A 22,847-nucleotide genomic window follows, 5' to 3' on the forward strand; every position below is an offset into this window, starting at 1 on the left:
AAATTTGTCGGAACCAGGAGTATGTGATGAATCAGCTTAACGAACTCGACTACGGCACTCCCGCCAAAACCGCCAAGCAGTTGGTAACCCTCGAAATCGACGGCGTCAACGTCGAAGTCGCCGCCGGCACTTCGGTGATGCGGGCCGCGGTCGAAGCCGGCATCAACGTCCCCAAGCTCTGCGCCACCGACAGCCTGGAACCGTTCGGGTCCTGCCGCCTGTGCCTGGTGGAGATCGACGGCCGCAAAGGCTACCCGGCCTCCTGCACCACGCCGTGCGAGCCCGGCATGAAGGTACGCACGCAGACGCCGAAGCTGGCCGATATCCGGCGCGGCGTCATGGAACTCTACATTTCCGACCATCCGCTCGACTGCCTGACCTGCCCGACCAACGGCAATTGCGAACTGCAGGACATGGCCGGCGTCACCGGCCTGCGCGAAGTACGCTACGGCTACGAAGGCGAGAACCATCTGAAAATGAAGAAGGATGAATCGAATCCTTACTTCACCTACGATCCCTCCAAGTGCATCGTCTGCAACCGTTGCGTGCGGGCCTGCGAGGAAACCCAGGGCACTTTCGCGCTGACCATCGATGGGCGCGGCTTTGAATCACGCGTGTCGGCGGGCCAGATGCAGGATTTCATGGATTCCGAATGCGTCTCCTGCGGCGCTTGCGTGCAAGCCTGTCCGACCGCTACCCTGACTGAAAAGACCGTGATCATGCTGGGCCAGGCCGAGCACAGCGCGATCACCACTTGCGCCTATTGCGGGGTCGGCTGTTCCTTCAAGGCCGAGATGAAAGGCAACCAGGTAGTGCGCATGGTGCCGCACAAGGATGGCCAGGCCAACCATGGCCACTCCTGCGTCAAGGGGCGCTTCGCCTGGGGCTATGCGACCCACAAGGACCGCATCACCAAGCCCATGATACGCAGCAAGATCACCGATCCATGGCGCGAAGTCTCGTGGGATGAGGCGCTCACCTATGCGGCCGGCGAATTCCGTCGTATCCAGGCCAAGTACGGCAAGGATTCGATAGGCGGCATTACTTCTTCACGCTGCACCAATGAAGAAACCTATCTGGTGCAAAAGCTGGTGCGGGCGGCGTTCGGCAACAATAACGTCGATACCTGCGCCCGCGTTTGCCATTCACCTACCGGCTACGGTCTCAAGCAGACGCTGGGCGAGTCGGCCGGCACCCAGACCTTCGATTCGGTCATGCAGGCTGATGTCATCATGGTGATCGGCGCCAATCCGGTCGCCGCCCATCCTGTGTTTGCTTCGCAGATGAAGCGTCGCTTGCGCCAGGGCGCGCAACTGATCGTGGTTGATCCGCGTACTACCGACATGGTTAAATCACCGCATGTGCAGGCTGCCTACCACCTGAAGCTGCGCCCGGGCACCAACGTTGCGCTGATTACTGCGCTGGCGTATGTGATCCTGTCGGAAGGCTTGGAAAAGCCGGATTTCGTCGCCGAACGCTGCGACCAGAAATCGTATGCCGACTGGAAGGAATTCGTGCTGCGGCCTGAGCACTCGCCGGAAGCCGCGGCCGAGATCACCGGCGTGCCGGCCGATCAGCTGCGCGGCGCCGCACGCCTGTATGCCAGCGCCGCCAACGGCGCCATTTACTACGGCCTTGGCGTCACCGAACATGCACAAGGTTCGACCATGGTGATCGGCATCGCCAACCTGGCGATGGCGACTGGCAACGTCGGCCGCGAGGGCGTCGGCGTCAATCCGCTGCGCGGCCAGAACAATGTGCAGGGCTCCTGCGACATGGGTTCCTTCCCGCATGAACTGCCGGGTTATCGCCATGTATCCGACAGCACCGTGCGCGGCGAGTTTGAACAGGTCTGGGGCGTCACGCTCAGCCCGGAACCGGGTTTGCGCATTCCGAACATGTTCGATGCCGCGCTCGACGGCAGCTTCATGGGGCTCTACTGCGAGGGCGAAGACATCGTGCAGTCGGATCCGAACACCCAGCACGTTACAGCCGCCATGGCGGCGATGGAGTGCATCGTGGTGCAGGATCTGTTCCTCAACGAGACCGCCAAGTATGCGCACGTATTCCTGCCAGGCTCTTCGTTCCTGGAAAAGGACGGTACGTTCACCAACGCCGAACGCCGTATTTCGCGGGTACGCAAGGTGATGCCGGCCAAGGCAGGGAAGTCGGACTGGGAAGTGACCGTGGCGTTGTCGAATGCGCTGGGCTATCCGATGAACTACACCCATCCATCGCAGATCATGGACGAGATCGCGGCCCTGACGCCGACCTTCCATGGCGTCAGCTACGCCAAGCTGGAACAGGCCGGCAGCCTGCAATGGCCGTGCAACGAAGAAGCGCCGCAAGGCACGCCAATCATGCATATCGGCCAGTTCGTGCGCGGCAAGGGCAAGTTCATCAATACCCAGTACTTCGCCACCGATGAAAAAGTGACGCTGAAATTCCCGCTGATCCTGACCACCGGCCGCATCTTGTCGCAATATAATGTCGGCGCCCAGACCCGCCGCACCGAGAACGTCGAATGGCATAGCGAAGACCGGCTGGAGATCCATCCGCACGATGCCGAGGACCGCGGCATCAAGGACGACGACTGGGTCGGCATCGAATCGCGCGCCGGCCAGACCGTGCTGCGGGCGACGGTGACCGAGCGGGTGCAGCCGGGCGTGGTTTACACTACCTTCCACTTCCCGGAATCCGGCGCCAACGTGATCACCACCGATAATTCGGACTGGGCCACCAATTGCCCGGAATACAAGGTCACCGCGGTGCAGGTGCTGCCGGTCAGTCAGCCGTCCACATGGCAGAAGCAGTTCAGCCGCTTTACCGAGCAGCAGTTGAAACTGCTGCAAGGGCAGCCTGAACACGGGACGGAGGCGGCCGTCACCAAATAACAGTACAGAGGAAAGCACATGGTCTTACCAGAATACGCCAGCAGCGCCGAGGTGGCAGTGGAGCGCTGGGGTAACGGCGCTGTCAGCAGCCGCAGCCACGATATGGTGGCAGAAGAAGTGCCGGTGGCGCTGGAGTACAACGGCATTTCGCACGCGGTGATGATGGCCTCGCCGGCCGACCTGGAAGATTTTGCCTTGGGCTTTTCCCTGACTGAAGGTATTTTGCAGGATCGCAGCGAGCTGTTCGATTGCGAGATTGTCGCGGCGGAAGACGGGATCCAGGTGCAGATGCAGATCGCCACGGAACGCTTCGTGGCGCTCAAGGAAAAGCGGCGCAACCTGACCGGCCGCACCGGCTGCGGCTTGTGCGGGGCTGAAACCTTGCAGCAGGCAGTGCGCAAGCCGGCGCCGGTGGCATCGCATGCGCGTTTTTCGGCAGCGGCGATTTACGCTGCGATGGCGGAGATGCAAAAGCAGCAGCATTTGCAGCAGGTTACCGGAGCGACGCACGCCGCGGCCTGGTTGCAAGCGGATGGACATATCGGCCTAGTACGGGAAGATGTCGGCCGCCACAATGCGCTCGACAAATTGATCGGCGGCCTGATGCAGCAAAATCCGCCGGTGGATTTTGCCAGCGGCGCGGTACTGATCACCAGCCGCGCCAGTTATGAAATGGTGCAGAAGGCAGCCAGCATGGGCTGCGGCTTCATCGTCGCGGTATCGGCCCCGACTGCGCTGGCGATCCGGCTGGCGGAGCAGGCCGGCGTTACTTTGCTCGGTTTCGTGCGGCAGCCGGGCCACGTGGTGTACGCCCATCCGCAGCGCCTGGCGCCAGCTTAGTTTTTAAACGCAGTCTTGCAGCAGAAAAGGTAGACGCAATGAATCTGGAACATCTGGTGAAAATGGCGAATCAGATCGGCGCATTTTTTGACACCATGCCGGACCGTCCGCAAGCCATGACGGACCTGATCACCCATCTGAAGCGCAGCTGGGAGCCGCGCATGCGGCGCGAACTGCTGGCCTATGTCGACCACGAAGGCGGCGCCGAACTGATGCCTTTCGTGCAGGAAGCCATCCGCCTGCACGCCGCCACTCTCAAATAGATTACGGCAGGAACACCATCTGCGACGGGCTGCCCAGCCCGGTATAGCGGTCGATGAATTCCAGCCTGCCGCTTTCTTTATCGATCGCGAACTGGGTGATGTTGTCGCTGCGCTGGTTCAGCGCATACATGAAACGCCCTTGCGGTCCGATGACGATGCTGCGCGGATAATCGCCGCGGGTCCAGGTATCGTCAATCCATGTCAGCCGTCCCTCGGCGCCGATGGCAAACTGCGCAATGCTGTTGCGCAAGCGGTTGGCGACATAGGCGAAGCGGCCGTCGGGACTCAAGATCAGGCCCGAGGCGAAATTCGTTCCCTGGTAATTCTTCGGCAGCGTCGAGACCGACTCCTGTTCCTCCAAAGTACCCTTGGTCTGGTCGAAGTGATACAGCGTCAGCGTCGACGATTCTTCATTGATGACATACACATACTTGCCATTCGGATGAAAAACGAAGTGGCGCGGCCCGGCTCCGGCCGAGGACGCCTGGATGAACGCTGGCGTGTTCGGGCTCAGGCGGCCGCTGGCCTGATCGAAGCGCCACTGGTAGATGCGGTCCAGCCCGAGGTCGGTGGAGAACACGAAGCGGCCGCTGGGGTCGCTGGCGATCATATGCGCATGCGGGCCATTATGGTCGCTGGCGGCAAAGCTGCCGACGACTGCCGCTTCCGGCTTGGGCGCGCCCGGGGCGCCGCTACTTTGCTGTACCGATGAGGCCGGCTGCAGGCTGCCGTCGGCCCCTAGCGGGAACACCGCCACCGAGCCGCCGCCGTAGTTGGCCGCGAATAAATGTTTCCCTTGCGCCGAGAGCGTCACGAAGGCTGGCGTCGCGCCTTGCGAATCCTGCTCATTCAACTTGCTTAACGCACCGTCGGTGCGGTTGACGGCATACGCCGCCACGTTGCCGTGCTTGCCATCCTTGTAGTTGGCGATTTCGCTGGCGACGTACAAGGTTTTGCCATCCTGGCCTGTGGTCAGCTGCGCCGGATTGGCCTGGCTGCTGGCAATGCCAGCCCGAATGAGCGCACCGGACTGGCCGTCGACCTTGAATAGATACACCCCTTCGCCGTTAGGGTTATATGTCCCGACATAAGCGAACTGGCTGGAAGTCGCTGGCGTTTCGGCTTGGAGGGGCAGGCTGGTCATGGAGAATAGGGCGGTGAGTGCGATGGAGAACGTCGTCCGGCGGGATAGACGGGAAATCGATAATGGCGTCGGCATGGTTTCCTCGATAGCCGGGGCGCTTGCGCGCCCCGGCGGATAATTTCGTTGAATGAATATAGGGTTTTCTAGCCAGAATGGCAATCCATAAATGTGGTGGACGAGGCGCTTGGACCGGTCGGCCGTCAGTTGTCATGTAACGTAAAATTTCGGACGATCCCGGTTCTCGGCTAGAATGGCGCTCGCACTGTATTAAAACCGACAGGCCAGGATCAATGGAATTTCAGTTCATCAGTCCCAAAAAGAATGCGCTGGTTTATCTGGTCAAGATACTTACCGGCGCCCTGATCACCTGGTATGGCTTGCGCGCGCTGGGTTTACAGGAGCCTTACTGGGCCATGATTTCGCTGATCATCGTGACCGAGCCGGACATCAACCTCGCCAAGGCCAGTTTCAAGGCGCGCCTGATCAATACCCTGAACGGCTGCGTGGTGGCTTGCCTGGCGCTGGTATTGTTCGGCCCGGGCTTCCTGTCCCTGCTGATTGCGCTGGCGGTATCGGTGCTGGTTGCCATGCTGTTGCAAAACTATCCGGCCAACTGGCGCCTGGGACCTGCCACCGTGGTGATCCTGATGTCGGCGGCGATCGGCGGCAAGGGGCTGCACCAGGAACTTGAATATGCGCTATTGCGCGTCGGTGAAGTGATCGCCGGCAGCACCGTGGCATTATTGCAATCATTGGCCTACGGCTTCGTGCTCAAACGTCTGGCGCCGGTGAAGAGCTGATCACCAAGCGCGAGATTGATTGATCGAATCTATTGACGTAATTTCCTAAGCAACACTATAGTGACAAAATGATTTCAGAATTCCATCAATTATCAGAAAAAATAGGCCAGTTGGCCGAGCTGACGCACGCCCTGCGCCGCGAAAATGTCGAACTGCGTCTGCGCGCCAAGGATTTGCAGAGCGAGAGCGAGGACTTGCAGCGCCAGAATGCAGAATTACAACAGCGGATCGACGAAGCGCATCAGCGCGTTGCCGCCTTACTTGAGAAATTTCCGGCACTGCCGTCATCGCCGCAGGACAAGGAGCTTGCATGAGCCAGTTAAGCGTCAACATCATGGGCCAGCCATATACCCTGTCCTGCAAGGAAGGCGAGGAAAACGCCCTGCAGGAAGCGGTGAGCTACCTCGACGGTAAAATGACGGCGATCCGCGACGCCGGCAAGATTCGCGGCAATGACCGCATCGCCGTGATCGCCGCGCTCGGCATTGCTGCTGAATTATTGAGCAGCAAAGCGCCTTCGGGACCCTTGTCCGAGCTGACGGTGTCGGAAGTGAAGCAGAATATTGCAGCGATGCATACCGTGCTGGATGACGCCCTGGCGGCCCAGGAAGACCTGTTCTGAGGCGGCGCAATCCAAGAAAAAACTTGTAGCAAGGGGTTTGACTTGGAAGTTGTTTGGAGTAGACTACTCACTCCTGCCGTGTTCGCGATTGTCATAAAATCCTTGAACCATTTATACGCACCGGCTGCGGAATTTTGTTCGACAGGTGTGAGCGTCGCTAGTCCGATGAGCCCGAAGTTGAACTAACTGCGGCCAACTTGAATCGCTTTGGTTCAGGATGCCGACAAAGCGGCACAGGCGGGACTTGATTCTGAAGCGGTTGCATAACCATGCAGCCGCTTTTTCTTTTGCGGCTTTGCTTTTGCGTTTTTTGCGGCCTGTTGCGATGCCTGTAGAACAGCGGAAAGAGACCACATGAATTATTGGCTAATGAAATCCGAGCCGGACGACGCCAGCATCGACGATGTGCTGGGCATGCCCGGACAGACGATTGCCTGGTATGGCGTGCGCAATTATCAAGCGCGCAATTTCATGCGCGACCTGATGAAGGTCGGCGACGGCGTACTGTTCTACCACTCCGGCTGCGCCGTGCCGGGCATCGCCGGCCTGGCGGAAGTGGCGAGCACACCCTATCCGGACGATACCCAGTTCGATACCAAGAGCAAATATTTCGATCCCAAGGCCGAGCGCGAAAACCCGCGCTGGATGCTGGTAGATGTCAGGGCGCTCAAGAAAACCCGGCTCATTCCTTTAGCCGAACTGCGCGCCCAGGAAGCCCTGGCCGAAATGCAGATCCTGCGGCGCGGCAACCGGCTCTCCATCACGCCGGTCAGCGCCGCCGAATGGCGCCACATCGGCAAGCTGCTCAAGGCGTAACGGCGGCCTGTCTAGTATAGTGTTCGCGCAGCAGGTTCTTTTGTACCTTGCCCATGGTGTTGCGCGGCAGTTCATCGGCAAAGAACACTTGCTTCGGCACCTTGAAGTTGGCGATGCTGGTTTTCATCAGCGCGATCACGTCGGCAGTGGTCAGCTTGGCGTCCGGCCGCTTGACAATGACCGCCGTCACGGCTTCGCCGAAATCGGCGTGCGGGATGCCGATCACCGCTGATTCCAGCACGCCGTCGATATCATCGAGCGCGCTTTCGATTTCCTTCGGATAGACGTTGTAGCCGCCGGAAATGATCAGGTCCTTGCTGCGGCCGACGATGGCCAGATAGCCCTCGCTGTCGAACTTGCCGACATCGCCGGTCTTGAAATAGCCGTCGGCGGTGAACTCTTCCGCCGTCTTTTCCGGCATGCGCCAGTAACCCTGGAATACATTCGGACCCTTCACCTGGATATCGCCGATATCGCCGGCGCCGCTAACGCTGCTGCCGTCGTTGCCGGCCAGTCGCAGTGAGACGCCCGGCAAGGGGTGGCCGACAGTGCCGCCGCGGCGCTCCCGGTCATAGGGATTGGAAGTCAGCATGGCGGTTTCGCTCATGCCGTAGCGTTCCAGGATGGTGTGGCCGGTGCGCGCAACGAATTCGGCAAAGGTATCGGCCAGCAAAGGCGCTGAACCGGACACGAACAGGCGAATATTGCGGCAAGCGTGGGCATTGAATTCCTGGTCGGCCAGCAGGCGCACATAGTAGGTCGGCACGCCCATGAAGATGGTGCTGCGCGGCAGCTGGCGGCAGACTTCGGAGGCGTCGAATTTCGGCAGGAAAATCATCTTGCTGCCATTCAGCAGGGCGCCGTTGGCTGCCACCAGCAAGCCATGGATATGGAACAGCGGCAGTGCGTGCAGCAGCACGTCGCCGGCTTGCCAGTGCCAATACTGCCGCAGCACCTTAGCGTTCGAGGCGATATTACCGTGCGAGAGCATGGCGCCCTTGCTGCGGCCGGTCGTTCCAGAGGTGTACAAAATGACGGCGAGGTCGTCGGCCTGGTTTTCCACGGTCTCGAAATGGTCGGGGAAATGCATGGCGCGCGCCAGCAGCGAGCCGGAATTGCGGCCCTGGTTGCCGCTGCTGATTTCATCCAGCGTGAACAGGTGCTGGGTGCCGGCCTTGAAGGCAATTTGCGCCACCCAGCCGAAGTTCTTCGGCGAGCAGATGAATACCGCAGGTTCGGCATCGCCGATGAAGTATTCGATTTCCGCGCTGCGGTAGGCGGTGTTCAGCGGCAGGTAGACAAAGCCGGCGCGCAGCGTCGCCAGGTACAGTATCAAGGCTTCCGGCGATTTCTCGACCTGCACGGCGATCCGCGCACCGGGCGGCAGACCAAGACTGCTGAAGAGGTTGGCGATGCGGGCGGAGGCGCGCTCAACATCACCCCAGGTGTAGTACTGGCCGTCATGGGTTTCGATGCAGCAGGCGGTTTTGTCGGCAGGGAAATGCGACGCGAAAAGAGCGTAGAGATTGGCGGTCATGGAGGTACTGGAAAAAGACGTTCGGCAAACGCCGCCGGTACTATCCCGCAAAGCGGGAACAACCGGCGGCTTGGTGTGTCAGGTCGGGGCAGGGCTCGCAGCCTTGACCGGCGGAGCGTCGGCGGCGCCGGCATATTTGCGCGGATGGCGGTAGGCGATGAACAGCAGGATAATGCCCAGCACGATCATCGGCACCGACAGCATCTGGCCGGCGGAAATCGTGATGCCGCCGAAAGTGACGTTATAGTCCGGCACGCGGAAGTATTCGGTAAAGAAGCGGGCGCAGCCGTACAGGAGCGAGAACATGCCGGCCACCGCCATGCGCGGCCGCGGCTTGCGCGAGAACAGCCAGAGAATGATGAACAGCAGGATGCCGTCGACCAGCATCTGGTAGATCGGCGACGGATGGCGCGGCAGGTTATCCACGTTCGGCCAGATCATTGCCCACGGCAATGACGGGTCGGAGACCACACGGCCCGGCAGTTCGCCGTTGATGAAATTGCCGAGGCGGCCGGCAGCGTAGCCCAGCGGCACCATCGGCGCGATGAAATCCATGATGTCCATCAGGTTGCGGCCAGCCTTGCGGCCCCACAACGCCATGGCGATCAGGACCCCGAGGAAGCCGCCATGGAAAGACATGCCGCCCTTCCACACCGCGATGATTTCCGCCGGGTGTGAAAAATAGTAGGCCGGATCGTAAAAGAACACCTGGCCAAGGCGGCCGCCGATGACTACCCCCAGCACGCCGTAGAACAGCATGTCGTCGATATCTTCCTTCTTCCAGCCGACCGCGGCGATATGCGGCTGCTTGATACGGATGCGGCCGACCCAGATGAACTGGATAAAGGCCAGCAGATACATCAGGCCGTACCAGCGCACATGCAGCGGGCCGAGGGAGAAGGCGATCGGATCGGGTAAGGGGTGGATCAGCATGTTCTATTTCTTTCTTAATAATTCTAAAAAGGCTTGCAATACAGGTGACGCATTATCGCGCCGCCAGGCCAGCCCGGTCTCTACCAGCGGCGTCTGGTCTTGCAATTCGCGATAGTCGACCCCCGGGCGTTGCAGGTTCGACACCGATTGTGGCACAAGCGCGATCCCCATGCCAGCCGACACCAGGCCGACGATGGTTTGCATCTGGATTGCTTCCTGGCCGATATGCGGGGTGACGCCGGCGGCGCGGAAGCAGCCCAGGATGGTGTCATGGAAGCCGGGCGAGATGCGGCGCGGGAAAATAATCAGGGGCATGTCGGCCAGGCTGCTCAGGGCAATCCTGCCTTTGCCGCGCAGCGCCTTGAGGCCGCTTGGCGCCGCCAGCATCAAGGGTTCGGACAGCACCGGCTGATAATCCAGCACCAGCCTGGCTTTGTCCGGCAAGGGCGGGATCAGCAGGCCGGCATCGATGCGGCCTTCCATCAGATGCGCCAGCTGCAGGTCGCTGGTGGCTTCCTGCAGATCGATCTGTACCTGCGGATAGGTTTCGCGGAAAGAACGCAGCAAAGGCGGCAGGATGCTGTAGTCGGCGGTGGAAACGAAGGACAGCGTGAGCAGGCCTGAGGCGCCGGAAGCTGCGCGCCGCACCAGGTCGGGCAGGGTGGCGGCCTGCTGCAGCAGGCGTTGCGCCTCCGGCAGTAGCGCCAGCCCGGCCGGCGTCAGAGCGACGCTGCGCTTGGTGCGTGCGAACAGGGCGGCGCCAAGACCGGCTTCAAGCGCCTGGATGGCTTGTGACAAAGGCGGCTGCGTCATGTGCAGCCGCAGCGCGGCGCGGCCGAAATGCCTTTCTTCCGCCACCGCCACGAAATAGCGCAGTTGTCGCAGCTCTATATTCATTCATTCTTACCTAATAAAAAAGCCGGGTAGAAGCCGGCTTTTTGCTTTGCTTTGCTTTGCTTTGCTTTGCTTTGCTTTGCTTTGCTTTGCTTTGCTTTGCTTTGCTTTGCTTTGCTTTGCTTGGCGCGCGCCGCGGTTTCAGCGGCCAGGGCGATTATTCTTGTCGAAGGTTTTCTTGACGCGTTCCTTCTTGATTTTCTCGAGTTCTTCGTGCGCCTTGCGCTTGTCCAGGCCGAACATGCGCTCGAGAAATTCAAACCAGATGAACGCGATGGCCATCAGACCTGCTATCCACCACCAGGACATATTGGTGAAAAACGCACCGATCTCGAAGTATTTTAACGCTATTAGTGAAACGATAATGATAATCAGTGGCATGGCATCCTCTTTTCTTTGCGGAAAGGATAGGGCGAAAGATGCCCGTGGTCAACGGATGTCGCTCTGATATGTTGAATCCCTGATGTAGGTAGGTGTTTGCGGGATATGAGACAATGCACAAGGGCAGGTAAAATGGTGTCACATTTTTTTGACGGAGATAAGAATGAAACGTTTGTTGATCTGCGCATTGCTGGGTGCAATGGCATCGGGTTCTGCTCTGGCTGACGCCGGTCTGGATCTGGCAAAGGCCAAGAACTGTCTGGCATGCCACTCGGTAGCCAACAAGGTGGTCGGACCTGCATATAAAGACGTTGCAGCCAAGTTTTCTGCAAAAGACGAAGACATGCTGGTGCAAAAAGTCCTGAAGGGCAGCACCGGCACCTGGGGCGCCATCCCGATGCCGGCCAATCCGCAAGTCACCGAGGCCGAAGCGCATACGCTGGTGAAGTGGATTCTGTCGCAGAAGTAAGGAGGCGGCAGCAGCCCGGTCCGGCATTGCGGCAGGCAATGCCGACAAGAAAAGCGCTCACATGTGGGCGCTTTTTTACGCCCGCCAATTCGGCTGCAATAAAAAAGCGTCCCGCAGGACGCTTTTCAAGATGGCCGGGAACGCCTTATTTGGTCACAGCCAACTGACTGCGCATGGCGCCGCGGTAGGTGTACAAGGTGATGGTGCCGTCCTTGATATCGCCCTTTGGATCAAACGCGATCATGCCGGTCACGCCCTTGTGCTGGATTTTCGCCAGTTCCGGCAGGTACTTTTTCGGATCGGCCGATTTGGCTTTTTGCATCGCATCCGCCATTGTCATCAAGGCATCGTAGGTATACGGTGCATAGATCACTACATCCTTGCCGTACTTGATCTTGTATGCGGTCCTGAAGTCGTTCAGGCCTTTGCGGGCCGCTTCCTCCACGCCACCCGCTTCGGCGCAGATCACCTGGTCGTTGCTGATGCCGTCGCCTGCCAGTTTCGGCAGATCGGAAGTGCAGATGGCGTCGCCGCCCATGAACTTGGCCTTGATGCCGAGCGCTCTCATCTGGCGCAGCATCGGGCCGGCGCCGGCATCCAGGCCGCCGAAGAACACGACGTCCGGTTTCTTCGCCTTGAATGACGTGAGGATGGCGTTGAAGTCGGTCGCCTTGTCGTTGGTGAACTGGCTGGAGACGATGGTCATGCCGGCCGCTTTCGCCGCCTTGCTGAATTCTTCCGCCAGGCCCTGGCCGTAGGCAGTGCGGTCGTCGATCACTGCTGCGGTCTTGGCATGCAGCGTGTTGGCCGCATAGCGGCCGAGGGCGCCGCCCAGCTGGCTGTCGTTGGCGACTACGCGGAAGGTGGTGTTAAAGCCTTGCTGCGTATATTTGGCACTGGTGGTGGAAGGCGAAATCTGCGGGATGCCGGCATCGTAATAGATCTTCGATGCCGGGATCGAGGTGCCGGAATTGACGTGGCCGATGACGCCGGCAACCTTGGCGTCGACCAGCTTCTGGGCGACGGCGGTAGCCTGTTTCGGATCGGATGCATCGTCTTCCGCCACCAGCACGAAGCGGGTTTTCTTGCCGTCCAGCGTGATGCCCTGAACATTCAGTGCTTCGATCGCCATGCGGGCGCCGTTTTCATTGTCCTTGCCGATATGGGCGATAGGGCCGGTGATCGGGCCAACGTGGGCGATCTTGACCACTTGCTCCTGCGCATGCGCCGAAGCGGCCAGGGACAAGGCGATAGCGGCAGCCAATGGCATCATTTTTGTAGTGTGCACCAGATTTCCTCCTAAGGATTTGCAACGGTATTATTAAAAATGCAGTTTTTAGACAGCCGGCTTTTACAAGTAGTTCGGACTGTCTTGAGGGAGTTAAACGTTACAACAATCCAGGGGCAGCGCAAAGGGCATTTATATGCTTTTTTATCAATTCGGCAGAATGATATGCGTAAGCTGCTGGACCCACGGAAACAGAACGCATGAAAAAAGCGCCCCGGCCTTGCGGGCGGGGCGCTTCTGCAAAGATGCTGCGATGGTTTATTTGGTGACTGTCAACAAGGTCCGCTTGCCATCCTTGTAGGTGTACAAAGTCAGCGTGCCATCCTTGATGTCGCCCTTTGGATCAAAGGCGATCATGCCGGTCACGCCCTTGTGGTGGATCTTCGCCAGTTCCGGCAGGTATTTTTTCGGATCGGCGGAATTGGCTTTCTGCATCGCTTCCACCATGGTCATCACCGAGTCATAGGAGTAGGGCGCGTACAGTTTCACCTCGCTGCGGTATTTCTTCAGGAAGGCTGCCTTGAAATCCTCCAGGCCTTTCTTGCCCGATTCCTCCACGCCGCCGGCTTCTGCGCACACCACCTGGTCATTGCTCAGGCCATCACCGGCCAGCTTGCCCAGCTCCGCCGTGCACATGCCATCGCCGCCCATGAACTTGGCCTTGATGCCGAGCGCCTTCATCTGGCGCAGCATCGGACCGGCCACTGCATCCATGCCGCCGAAGAAGATCACGTCCGGATTCTTGGCCTTGATCGAGGTCAGGATGGCGTTGAAGTCGGTCGCCTTGTCGTTGGTGAACTGGGTCGCCACGATGCTAGCGCCGGCCGCCTTGGCGCCCTTGGCGAACTCTTGCGCCACGCCTTGGCCGTAGGCAGTGCGGTCATCGATGACGGCGATATTCTTGGCATGCAGCGTATTCGCTGCATAGCGGCCCAGGGTGCCGCCCAGCTGGCCGTCGTTGGCGACGACACGGAACACGCTGTTGAAGCCTTGCTGGGTGTATTTAGGGCTGGTGGCTGCCGGCGAAATCTGCGGAATGCCGGCATCGTAGTAAATCTTCGAGGCCGGGATGGTGGTGCCGGAATTCAGATGGCCGATGACGCCGTCGATCTTGGCGTCGACCAGTTTCTGCGCTGCTGCCGTGCCTTGCTTCGGATCGGACGCATCGTCTTCCGCCAGCAGCACGAACTTGACCTTCTTGCCGCCCAGGGTGACACCCTTGGCGTTCAATTCTTCGACCGCCATCTTGGCGCCGTTTTCCATGTCTTTGCCGAGGTGGGCCGAGGGGCCGGTCACCGGGCCGACATGGCCGATCTTGACGACTTGATCTTCCGCATGGGCGGCGCCGGTAGCGCTCAAGGCCAATGCGATTGCTGCAACCAACGGCAACATTTTGTTCTTCATCTGCACGTGTTTCCTCCTGAGGATTTGATAAGGTCAATGAAAGCTTTTCCGGCTTGATGGCGCGGAGCATGTAAACGTTACAACAGAAAAAAATCTTCTCAAAGTCTTTTAGACAATATCCTTGCACCTGATGAGGAGATTGCGCCATGCAGTGTGCAGCAGGATTGCGTGCGGCGGCGATCGTTGACGGAGAGGAGAGGGCGATGCCGGGAGAATCCAGGCAGGCAAAAAAAAAGCGCCCCGGAAACCGGAGCGCTTTCTATGAGCTGCGTGCGACGATTATTTTGTCACGGTCAGCAGAGTGCGTTTGCCGTCTTTGTAAGTGTACAAAGTCAGCGAACCATCCTTGATGTCGCCCTTAGGATCGAACGAGATTTCACCGGTCACGCCCTTGTAGTGGATCTTGGCCAATTCCGGCAGGTATTTCTTAGGATCCGACGAACCGGCTTTTTCCATCGCAGCCACCATGGTCATCAACGCATCGTATTCATACGGTGCGTAGATCACGACTTCCTGGTTGAAGCGTTTTTGGTAAGCGGCCTTGAAGGCTTCCAGCGCTGCCTTGCCTGCATCCGGCACACCGCCGGCTTCAGCGCAAACCACTTGGTCGTCTTTCAAGCCTGCGCCGGCCAGCTTGGCCAGCTCAGTTGTACACAGGCCGTCGCCGCCCATGAACTTGGCCTTGATGCCCAGCTGGTCCATCTGGCGCAGCATCGGGCCGCCGACAGCATCCATGCCGCCGAAGAAAATCAGGTCAGGATTCTTGGACTTGATCGAGGTCAGAATTGCGTTGAAATCGGTCGCCTTGTCGTTGGTGAACTGCGTTGCAACGATAGTGCCGCCGGCTTTCTTGGCGCTCTTGGTGAACTCTTCAGCCACACCTTGGCCGTAAGCAGTACGGTCATCGATGACCGCAATGTTCTTGGCTTTCAGGGTGTTGATGGCGTAACGACCCAGGGTGCCGCCCAGTTGGCCGTCGTTGGCGACTACGCGGAACGCAGTGTCAAAGCCTTGCTGGGTGTACTTAGGATTGGTGGCGGAAGGCGAGATTTGCGGGATGCCGGCATCGTGATAGATTTTCGATGCTGGAATGGTGGTGCCGGAGTTCATGTGGCCAATAATACCCTTGACCTTGGCGTCCACCAGTTTCTGGGCAGCGGCAGTACCTTGCTTAGGATCGGAAGCGTCGTCCTCGGAAGCCAGTACGAATTTCACTGGCTTGCCGCCGATCTTGGTGCCCTTGGCATTCAGTTCCTCGATCGCCATGGTGGCGCCGTTTTCATTGTCCTTGCCGATGTGGGCGTTAGGACCCGTGAGCGGGCTGACCTGGCCGATGGTGATGACTTCTTGTGCCGAAACCGGACCGGCAAAGGCGAAAGCCATTGCAATTGCGCCAGCCAACGGAATCATTTTGATCTTGTTCTGCATGAATATCCTCCTGAGGATTTAAAATAAAACAATCTAGTTACAGTTTCACCGTCCGCTGCTTATTTATTATTTACTCGGATCAGTCTGAAAATATAGTCAGGCTTATCCGAATAGAGCAACGTTACAACATAAAAAACGCTTCGCATAGCGGTTTTTGCGAATTCTTAACACGGCAGCAGCAGCCCCTGATCCCCCGGCATGAGCAAACATCACACCCTAGATAAAGTCGACCGCAAGTTGCTCAATTTGTTGCAGCGCGACAATCAGATGCCGACCCGCACCCTGGCCGACAAAGCGCACATTTCCCAACCCACCTGCCTGCGCCGCCTGCGCGACCTGCGCGAGGCCGGCATCATCAGCGCCGACGTCTCGCTGGTCGATCCCTTCGCGCTCGGCTACGGCATGCTGGCCTTCCTCGAAATCTCTCTGAACCACCAGTCCGACGAGCACATGCAGGAGTTCGAACTGCGCATGAACAAAGAAGCCGAGGTCATGCAATGCTATTTCGTTTCCGGCGACTACGACTACTTCCTGGTGGTGCACGTGATCGACATGGATGCTTACTATCAATTTGTGCGCCGGGTCATTTCAGGTTCCGGCAACGTGCGCCATTTCCAGTCGCGTTTTCCGATGAAGCGCGCCAAGTTCGTGACCCGGGTTGCCTTCGACGAAAAAGCGGCGACGGTGGAAGTGCGCTCGGTGAAGTGATGCACTGCAACAGTGCGCTTGCCGCTTCCTGAATACAGCTGAGCAAAAAGCGCGCCATGTCTGCGTGGGCGAAAAAAAAGACCGGTGCTGGCGACAGCATCGGTCTTTTCATGGGATTGCCCGTGTGGGCGGTCAGGCGATCAATTGGTTCAGGCTTGCAGCGGACGCGGCAGTATCAGCGGCTGCGGCGCTTGCCGCGGCATGCCGGTAAAGGCGAAATCGACTTCCGGCCGGCGTCCCGAGACGATCTCGGCGATGGCGCGCCCTGAGCCGCAACCCATGGTCCAGCCGAGCGTACCGTGGCCGGTATTGAGGAACAGGTTGCTGATCTTGCTCTTGCCGATATAGGGCACGTTGGAAGGCGTCATCGGCCGCAGGCCGGTCCAGTAGACCGGATTGTCGTAATCGCAGCCGTCCGGGAACAGTTCGCGCGTGCGGCGCGTGATCGCTTCGCAGCGGGTAGTGTTGAGCTCACGCGTGTAGCCGTTCAGCTCGCAAGTGCCAGCCACGCGCAGGCGGTCGCCCAGGCGCGACACCACCAGCTTGTAGCCGTCGTCGGTCAGCGATACGCTCGGCGCCGCGTCCGGATTGGTGATCTGGTAGGTCGCCGAATAGCCCTTGCCTGGATAGATCATCAGGTCGATGCCGAGCGGTTTCAGCAGTGGCGTTGAGAAACTGCCCATGGCGACCACGAAAGCATCGGCATGCAGCACTTCGTGGCGGCCGTCGGCATTGATGATTTCAACCCCGGTGATCTTGGCGCCGGCGCCGCTACCTTCGGTGAGCAGGCGGGTGACGCTGGTGTTGTACTGGAAGTTGACGCCGGCTTCGGCAGCCTTGGCGGCCAGGCCCGATGTGAATTTGTAAACGTCGCCCGATTCGTCGGTGGCGGTAAAGTCGCCGCCGACGATCTTGTCGCGGATGCGCGCCAGCGCCGGTTCGATTTTTACCACTTCATCGGCGCTGATCGAATCGCGCGGGCAACCGAGGTCGCGCATCAGTTGCGCAGCCGGCAGCGAGATATCGAATTCTTTTTGGTCGGTATAGAAGTGCAGGATGCCGCGCGTCAGGCAATCGTAGTCGACGCCGGTGTCGGCGCGTACCGCCTGCAAGGTCTGGCGGCTGTATTCGCAGATGGCGACGATCTGGCGGATATTGTCATTGGTGCGCGCCGGTGTGCATTCGCGCAGGAAGTTGAGCGCCCATTTCCATTGCAGCCATTCCGGACGGAAGCGGTACAGCAAAGGAGCGTCTTCCTGCCCCAGCCATTTCAAGACCTTCAACGGCGCTTGCGGATTGGCCCAAGGCTCGGCATGCGATACCGAAATCTGGCAGCCGTTGGCAAAACTGGTTTCCTGGGCGGCGCCAGGCTGGCGTTCGATCACGGTGACGTCGTGACCTTCCTTATTCAGGAACCATGCAGAAGAGGTTCCGATTACACCAGCGCCCAATACAATTACTTTCATCTCATCTCCAAAAAACCACCGTTTTTTAACCAGCTGCGCGTTGCAGGAACAGCCTTTTCAATAGCGCTATTGTAAGAAAACCGGGATTTTTTAGGCGATCAAAATGTGGCTAGTAATTTTTACTTTTAGCTACCGTTACAATATTTATGATTGAAAAACAAAAAATTTGGATTAAATATTCGTTTTTTTCAATTTCACTAATTCCAGTGTCACAGCCCGCGAAATGACTTCATCCAGAGTCTGGTGCAAGCCCTCGCGGATTTGCGCCGCCATGCCTTCCACCGCGGTCTGCAACACATCGGCCAGGCCATCGCGCACGCGCTGCTCGATGACGAAATCGATGCGGTCCTGCAGCTGCTGCAACACTTTTTCCCTGACTTCCATCTCCAGCCGTTCCCAGTCGTGCTGGCTGAGGACGGCTTGCCGTTGCGGTGGGGGCAGCTCGAAATTATCCAGATCTTCAGCGACTGCGGCAGGCGCAGCAGCGGCTTTCGGCATGTCGATAATATCGGTCAAGGTCGGCAACGGAACAATGACCTCAGTCAACAAAGGGATATTGGCGTCAATTTTTCCGGTGCTCATTGCAAATTCCTTAAACATTTTCGGCAACAAAGTGCGTCAGCGGGTAACCACGCTGCTGGTAAAAGCGATAGCGCTCGCGGCCAGCGGCCTTGTCGTCCTCGGCCAGCGAAACGATTTCAAACATTCTTTCAAAGCGAGCGAAATGCTGTGGCGTCTTGCCGGACAGGTTGATCAGCATCTGGTGATGCGGCCATTCCGTCTCTTCATCGGCCGCGAGGATCACCGGGGTTTGCGCGGCGAGCGGGTCGCCGGCGCGCACGTGGGGCAGGAAATCGTGCTCCGAAAACGTCCACAACGTGCGGTCCAGCGTCGCCAGTTCGTCGTTATTGCCGGTCAAGATGACGATCTGGCGCTGTGCGCTTCGGGCTTTGCGCACCAGTCGGCAGGTGTACAGGAATTTATCCGAGATATTGGTGTGAAAGTCGATTTGCGTCATTGAGATAGGCTGGTTGGTCTGGCTGCGCTTAAAAGCGGAAGCCGGGCGGCGCGTTGCCGGTGGCCGGCGGGACGTCGCCGCTATTGGCAGTGGCGGCAGGGGCGGTCGTCTTTGCCGCCGGGCGCGCGCCTTGTGCGGCGGCGACCGGCGCCGCGTTGCTATAGTTTGCCGGCAAGCGGCTGCTTTCCGGATAACCGGCTGTGCTCAAGGCGCTGCCCCAAGTGGCGCTGGAAAAGCCGCTTTGCTTGTCGCGGCCTACTGTCAGCACCGGCAACTGGCTGTCGCTGGCGATCTTGCGCAGCGCTGCGATATCCTCGTTGGTCTTGACGGTCTTTTCGCTGAAAGGGATGCCGCGTTCCTTCAGCATTTTGCGGCCATCGTCGCAAGGGATGCACTTGTCGGAACTGTACAAGGTGACAGGATGATTCTTGACCGCCAGCGCCAGTTCATACGGCAGGCCGTCGGTATCGTCGCCGCCGCCGCCGATCTTCTTCTGCACCACATTGCCGCTGGCCGGCGGCGTATCGCTATACGTGACCTTGCCGTCCGGGCCGGTCGACTTGTACAGCTGAGCCTGCGCACTGGTTGCCAGCATCAGCAGAAAAAACGTTGCAGCGCTTCTGATCCCCATCGTGATACCTATCGTCATACCTGTTCCCCTTGTTTGATTTAAGAGCCTGGTTTGTATGCTTGTTACTAACTAGTATGTGTTCTTTGGTTCAGGCGGCCATGCCGCTATGCCGCAGCAAGGCGTCGATATTCGGCTCGCGGCCGCGGAAAGCCTTGAACGATTCCAGCGCCGGCCGCGAACCGCCGACCGCCAGGATTTCGTCGCGGAATTTCTTGCCGGTGGCGGCCGAGACCACATTGCCGCCGACCGCAGCTTCTTCGAACGCGCTATAGGCATCGGCCGACAGCACCTCGGCCCATTTGTAGCTGTAGTAGCCGGCTGCATAGCCGCCGGCGAAGATATGGCCGAACGAGTGCTGGAAGCGGTTGAAAGGCGGCGGGGTAATCACCGCGATCTTGCCGCGCACCTGGTCGATCACATCCTGCACGCTCTGGCTACCGTAAGGATCATAATCGTCGTGCAGGCGCATGTCGAACAGCGAAAACTCGACCTGGCGCAAGGCTTGCAGGCCGGACTGGAAATTCTTGGCGGCGATCATCTTGTCGAACAGTTCACGCGGCAGCGGCTCGCCGGACACCGCTTCGGCTGTCATGTGCTGCAAGACATCCCACTCCCAGCAGAAATTCTCCATGAATTGCGAAGGCAGTTCCACTGCATCCCATTCAACCCCTGAAATGCCGGAGACGCCGATCTCGTCGACCTGGGTCAGCATGTGGTGCAAGCCGTGGCCGAATTCGTGGAACAGCGTGATCACTTCGTCGTGGGTGAACAAGGCGGGCTTGCTGACGCCATCGATCACGGCCGGGGCGGTGAAATTGCAGGTCAGGTAGGCGATTGGGGTTTGTACTTCGTTGCCGAGGCGGCGCCGCGCACGGGCGTCGTCCATCCAGGCGCCGCCGCGCTTGCCGTTGCGGGCATACAGGTCGAGATAGAACTGGCCGATCAGCTTGCCGTCTTTCTCGATGCGGAAGAATTTGACGTCTGGATGCCAGACAGCGGCCTGGTCGACGCTGATGTCGACCGAGAACAGTTTCTGCACCAGCTGGAACAAGCCTTCGACCACTTTCGGTTCGGGGAAATACTGCTTCACTTCCTGTTCGGAAAACGCATAGCGCTGTTCGCGCAGTTTTTCCGCGGCATACGCCAGGTCCCAGGCTTCCAGCGTCGCCAGCCCAAGCTGCTCGGCGGCGAAGGCGCGCAGTTCTATCAGGTCTTGCTCGGCAAAGGGACGGGCGCGCCGGCCCAGGTCTTCCAGGAAGTGGATGACGTCCTCTGGCGTGTCGGCCATTTTCGGCACCAGCGACAGTTCGGCGTAGTTCTTGAAGTCCAGCAGCTTGGCTTCTTCATTGCGCAGGCGCAGGATCTCGATGATGTTGGCGCTATTGTCCCATTCCGTTTTTTCGCCCAGCTCGGACGCCTTGGTGGCGTTGACGCGATACATCTTCTCGCGCAGGGCGCGGTTGTCGGCATACTGCAGGATCGGGAAATAGGAAGGGAAGTGCAGCGTGAATTTATAGCCCGGCTTGCCGTCCTGTTCGGCGGCGGCGCGTGCGGCTTGGCGCACATCCTCCGGCAGGCCGGCCAGCTCGGCTTCATCGTTGATGAACAGGCCGTAGGCATTGGTCGCGTCGAGGATGTTTTCCGAGAAGCGGGTAGTCAGCGCCGCATGCTTTTCCTGGATCTCGGCAAAGCGGGTCTTCTTGGCGGCCGTCAGCTCGGCGCCGCCCAGGCGGAAATCGCGCAAGGCGTTGTTGACGATCTTGCGGCGCGCCGCCGACAGCTCGGCGAAATCGATATTGTTCTTGATCGCCTTGTATTTGCTGAACAGCGCCAGATTTTGCGCCAGCGCGGTCCAGAATTCGATCAGCTTGGGCTGGTTTTCGTTATAGGCGGCGCGCAGTTCCGGCGTGTCCGCTACCGCATTCAAATGGCTGACGATGCCCCAGGCACGGCTCAGCTTTTCCGTCACGTGCTCCAGCGGCAGGACGAAATTTTCCCAAGTGGCGGCCTCGCTGCCGGCTTCCAGCAACTTGACCACGGTCTGCGCCTGCTGCAGCAGCGCGGCGATCGCCGGGCTGATATCGGCCGGCGTGATTTGGCCGAACTTGGCCAGCCCGGTAAAGTCGAGCAGGGGATTGTTAGCGTTGATGGCAGTAGTGGTCATTGCAATTACATTCTTTCTGCGGCTTCGATGGTATTGACGAGCAACATGGTGATGGTCATCGGCCCGACGCCGCCTGGCACCGGGGTGATGTAGCCGGCGACTTCCTTGGCGTTGGCGAAGTCGACATCGCCGCACAGCTTGCCGTTGTCGTCGCGGTTCATGCCGACGTCGATGACGGCGGCGCCCGGCTTGACCATGTCGGCGGTGACGATATTGCGCTTGCCGGTAGCCACCACCAGGATGTCGGCCATACGTGTGTGCAGGCCGAGGTCGCGCGTCTTGGAGTTACAGATGGTGACGGTGGCGCCGGCTTGCAACAGCAGCATGGCTTGCGGCTTGCCGACGATGTTGGAGGCGCCGACGATCACCGCATGGGCGCCGCGCACCGGGAAATCCACCGATTCCAGCATTTTCATCACGCCATACGGCGTGCAAGGGCGGAACAGCGGCTGGCCGGTCATCAGCAGACCGGCGTTACTGATATGGAAGCCGTCGACATCCTTCTCCGGGGCGATGGCTTCGATCACTTTGTGGGCGTCGATATGCGCCGGCAGCGGCAGCTGCACCAGGATGCCGTTGATCTTCGGATCCGCGTTCAAGGCATCGATGCGCGCCAGCAGCGCCGCTTCCGTCAGGTCGGCGTCATATTTTTCCAACACTGAGTACAGACCGTTGTCTTCGCAAGCCTTGACCTTGTTGCGCACATACACTTGCGAGGCCTGGCTGTCGCCGACCAGGATCACCGCCAGCCCGGGCTGCTTGCCCTGGGCCGTCAGTGCGGCGGCGCGCTTGGCGACATCGGCGCGCAGTTGTTGGGAGAGGAGATTTCCGTCGATCAGTTGGGCTGGCATAGTGGGGACTGTTGAAAATTGAAAGCAAAGCAGGATTATAAGGGGTGTGCGCCAGGAAGACTGTGCCGGCAGTGTATTGCCGTATAGAAATTTGTCGATTCTTGCAATTTTTCTTGCCATCGATTCGCGAGAAACCGCTGGGAGTTATGCATTTGATAAAATCAAGACGTGCCAGATGTACTCGCTGAGTGGCCGGCCGATTGTCAAATGCTTACCCAGCCGAGGTCCAACGCGTTCTTTCATTTTCGGCTATTCTCGCCTTCTACGACATCTATATGTCACCGACTGCGGCCGCA

Annotated in this window: 23 protein-coding genes and 1 other RNA gene; 10 read left to right on the forward strand and 14 right to left on the reverse strand. The window is 59.1% G+C overall.

Going from position 1 to position 22,847, the window contains the following annotated elements; translation table 11 throughout:
• The first annotated feature begins 26 nt into the window (after positions 1 to 26).
• The 3 genes from fdhF to CPter91_RS04870 are packed head-to-tail and all read left to right on the forward strand — an operon-like array spanning position 27 to position 3,997.
• Positions 27 to 2,894 (forward strand): formate dehydrogenase subunit alpha, encoded by a 2,868-nt coding sequence (gene fdhF, locus CPter91_RS04860; protein ID WP_061937663.1) that lies wholly within the window; start codon positions 27 to 29, stop codon positions 2,892 to 2,894.
• A gap of 18 nt (positions 2,895 to 2,912) precedes the next feature.
• On the forward strand, positions 2,913 to 3,734 hold the full coding sequence (fdhD, locus tag CPter91_RS04865; RefSeq protein WP_061937666.1) for a formate dehydrogenase accessory sulfurtransferase FdhD: 822 nt from the start codon (positions 2,913 to 2,915) through the stop codon (positions 3,732 to 3,734).
• A 38-nt stretch (positions 3,735 to 3,772) separates the two neighbouring features.
• Entirely contained in the window at positions 3,773 to 3,997 is a 225-nt protein-coding gene (locus tag CPter91_RS04870) for a formate dehydrogenase subunit delta (RefSeq protein WP_061937670.1), read from the forward strand.
• Position 3,998: 1 nt separating this feature from the next.
• Here the strand turns inward: CPter91_RS04870 and CPter91_RS04875 are convergent, their stop codons facing one another.
• The gene (locus CPter91_RS04875; RefSeq protein ID WP_061937673.1) at positions 3,999 to 5,216 is read right to left on the reverse strand and encodes a lactonase family protein; all 1,218 of its coding nucleotides are present in this window, start codon (positions 5,214 to 5,216) and stop codon (positions 3,999 to 4,001) included.
• A 215-nt stretch (positions 5,217 to 5,431) separates the two neighbouring features.
• Here CPter91_RS04875 and CPter91_RS04880 point away from each other — a divergent pair, with 215 nt between their 5' ends.
• The 5 genes from CPter91_RS04880 (at position 5,432) to CPter91_RS04900 (ending at position 7,379) form a co-directional block, all read left to right on the forward strand.
• The gene (locus tag CPter91_RS04880; RefSeq protein ID WP_061937676.1) at positions 5,432 to 5,941 is read left to right on the forward strand and encodes an FUSC family protein; all 510 of its coding nucleotides are present in this window, start codon (positions 5,432 to 5,434) and stop codon (positions 5,939 to 5,941) included.
• A 68-nt stretch (positions 5,942 to 6,009) separates the two neighbouring features.
• Complete coding sequence (gene zapB, locus CPter91_RS04885) at positions 6,010 to 6,255, forward strand: cell division protein ZapB (protein ID WP_061937680.1); 246 nt, start codon at positions 6,010 to 6,012, stop codon at positions 6,253 to 6,255.
• Complete coding sequence (locus tag CPter91_RS04890; RefSeq protein ID WP_061937683.1) at positions 6,252 to 6,563, forward strand: cell division protein ZapA; 312 nt, start codon at positions 6,252 to 6,254, stop codon at positions 6,561 to 6,563. Before zapB ends, CPter91_RS04890 begins: the two co-directional genes overlap by 4 nt.
• Positions 6,564 to 6,630: 67 nt before the next feature.
• A non-coding RNA gene (gene ssrS / locus CPter91_RS04895) (6S RNA) lies at positions 6,631 to 6,811 on the forward strand.
• Between the two features lie 106 nt (positions 6,812 to 6,917).
• Positions 6,918 to 7,379, forward strand: coding sequence for an EVE domain-containing protein (locus CPter91_RS04900; protein ID WP_061937686.1), 462 nt, complete (start codon positions 6,918 to 6,920; stop codon positions 7,377 to 7,379).
• Here CPter91_RS04900 and CPter91_RS04905 read toward each other — a convergent pair.
• From CPter91_RS04905 to CPter91_RS04920, 4 genes are all read right to left on the reverse strand, one after another.
• Complete coding sequence (locus CPter91_RS04905) at positions 7,369 to 8,916, reverse strand: malonate--CoA ligase (RefSeq protein ID WP_061937689.1); 1,548 nt, start codon at positions 8,914 to 8,916, stop codon at positions 7,369 to 7,371. The genes CPter91_RS04900 and CPter91_RS04905 overlap by 11 nt on opposite strands.
• A 78-nt stretch (positions 8,917 to 8,994) precedes the next feature.
• Positions 8,995 to 9,849, reverse strand: coding sequence for a prolipoprotein diacylglyceryl transferase (lgt, locus tag CPter91_RS04910; protein WP_061937692.1), 855 nt, complete (start codon positions 9,847 to 9,849; stop codon positions 8,995 to 8,997).
• A gap of 3 nt (positions 9,850 to 9,852) precedes the next feature.
• Positions 9,853 to 10,746 (reverse strand): LysR family transcriptional regulator, encoded by an 894-nt coding sequence (locus tag CPter91_RS04915; RefSeq protein WP_061937695.1) that lies wholly within the window; start codon positions 10,744 to 10,746, stop codon positions 9,853 to 9,855.
• Positions 10,747 to 10,884: 138 nt separating this feature from the next.
• Positions 10,885 to 11,124, reverse strand: coding sequence for a TIGR04438 family Trp-rich protein (locus tag CPter91_RS04920; RefSeq protein ID WP_061937698.1), 240 nt, complete (start codon positions 11,122 to 11,124; stop codon positions 10,885 to 10,887).
• Between the two features lie 163 nt (positions 11,125 to 11,287).
• Between CPter91_RS04920 and CPter91_RS04925 the strand changes: the two genes are divergently transcribed.
• Complete coding sequence (locus CPter91_RS04925; RefSeq protein ID WP_061937701.1) at positions 11,288 to 11,593, forward strand: c-type cytochrome; 306 nt, start codon at positions 11,288 to 11,290, stop codon at positions 11,591 to 11,593.
• Positions 11,594 to 11,738: 145 nt separating this feature from the next.
• Here the strand turns inward: CPter91_RS04925 and CPter91_RS04930 are convergent, their stop codons facing one another.
• The 3 genes from CPter91_RS04930 to CPter91_RS04940 form a co-directional block, all read right to left on the reverse strand.
• On the reverse strand, positions 11,739 to 12,866 hold the full coding sequence (locus tag CPter91_RS04930; protein ID WP_061937704.1) for a branched-chain amino acid ABC transporter substrate-binding protein: 1,128 nt from the start codon (positions 12,864 to 12,866) through the stop codon (positions 11,739 to 11,741).
• 273 nt (positions 12,867 to 13,139) lie between these two features.
• The gene (locus tag CPter91_RS04935; protein WP_417924840.1) at positions 13,140 to 14,285 is read right to left on the reverse strand and encodes a branched-chain amino acid ABC transporter substrate-binding protein; all 1,146 of its coding nucleotides are present in this window, start codon (positions 14,283 to 14,285) and stop codon (positions 13,140 to 13,142) included.
• A gap of 279 nt (positions 14,286 to 14,564) precedes the next feature.
• On the reverse strand, positions 14,565 to 15,713 hold the full coding sequence (locus tag CPter91_RS04940; protein WP_061937710.1) for a branched-chain amino acid ABC transporter substrate-binding protein: 1,149 nt from the start codon (positions 15,711 to 15,713) through the stop codon (positions 14,565 to 14,567).
• A gap of 198 nt (positions 15,714 to 15,911) precedes the next feature.
• On the opposite strand from CPter91_RS04940, the gene CPter91_RS04945 reads away from it, so the two are divergent.
• Complete coding sequence (locus CPter91_RS04945; protein WP_061937713.1) at positions 15,912 to 16,421, forward strand: Lrp/AsnC family transcriptional regulator; 510 nt, start codon at positions 15,912 to 15,914, stop codon at positions 16,419 to 16,421.
• A gap of 149 nt (positions 16,422 to 16,570) precedes the next feature.
• Here the strand turns inward: CPter91_RS04945 and CPter91_RS04950 are convergent, their stop codons facing one another.
• The 6 genes from CPter91_RS04950 to folD form a co-directional block, all read right to left on the reverse strand.
• Positions 16,571 to 17,887 (reverse strand): D-amino acid dehydrogenase, encoded by a 1,317-nt coding sequence (locus tag CPter91_RS04950; protein ID WP_061937716.1) that lies wholly within the window; start codon positions 17,885 to 17,887, stop codon positions 16,571 to 16,573.
• Positions 17,888 to 18,058: 171 nt separating this feature from the next.
• Positions 18,059 to 18,469, reverse strand: a complete 411-nt coding sequence (locus CPter91_RS04955; protein ID WP_061937719.1) for a hypothetical protein — start codon at positions 18,467 to 18,469, stop codon at positions 18,059 to 18,061.
• A gap of 10 nt (positions 18,470 to 18,479) precedes the next feature.
• Positions 18,480 to 18,905, reverse strand: coding sequence for a DNA polymerase III subunit chi (locus CPter91_RS04960; RefSeq protein ID WP_061937722.1), 426 nt, complete (start codon positions 18,903 to 18,905; stop codon positions 18,480 to 18,482).
• A 28-nt stretch (positions 18,906 to 18,933) separates the two neighbouring features.
• On the reverse strand, positions 18,934 to 19,554 hold the full coding sequence (locus CPter91_RS04965) for a glutaredoxin family protein (protein ID WP_236905932.1): 621 nt from the start codon (positions 19,552 to 19,554) through the stop codon (positions 18,934 to 18,936).
• A gap of 70 nt (positions 19,555 to 19,624) precedes the next feature.
• On the reverse strand, positions 19,625 to 21,700 hold the full coding sequence (locus CPter91_RS04970) for a M3 family metallopeptidase (RefSeq protein ID WP_061937729.1): 2,076 nt from the start codon (positions 21,698 to 21,700) through the stop codon (positions 19,625 to 19,627).
• Between the two features lie 5 nt (positions 21,701 to 21,705).
• The gene (gene folD / locus CPter91_RS04975; protein ID WP_061937732.1) at positions 21,706 to 22,551 is read right to left on the reverse strand and encodes a bifunctional methylenetetrahydrofolate dehydrogenase/methenyltetrahydrofolate cyclohydrolase FolD; all 846 of its coding nucleotides are present in this window, start codon (positions 22,549 to 22,551) and stop codon (positions 21,706 to 21,708) included.
• Between the last annotated feature and the right edge of the window lie 296 nt (positions 22,552 to 22,847).

Origin of the sequence: Collimonas pratensis, from assembly GCF_001584185.1 — a bacterium.
Taxonomy (GTDB): Bacteria; Pseudomonadota; Gammaproteobacteria; order Burkholderiales; family Burkholderiaceae_D; genus Collimonas; species Collimonas pratensis.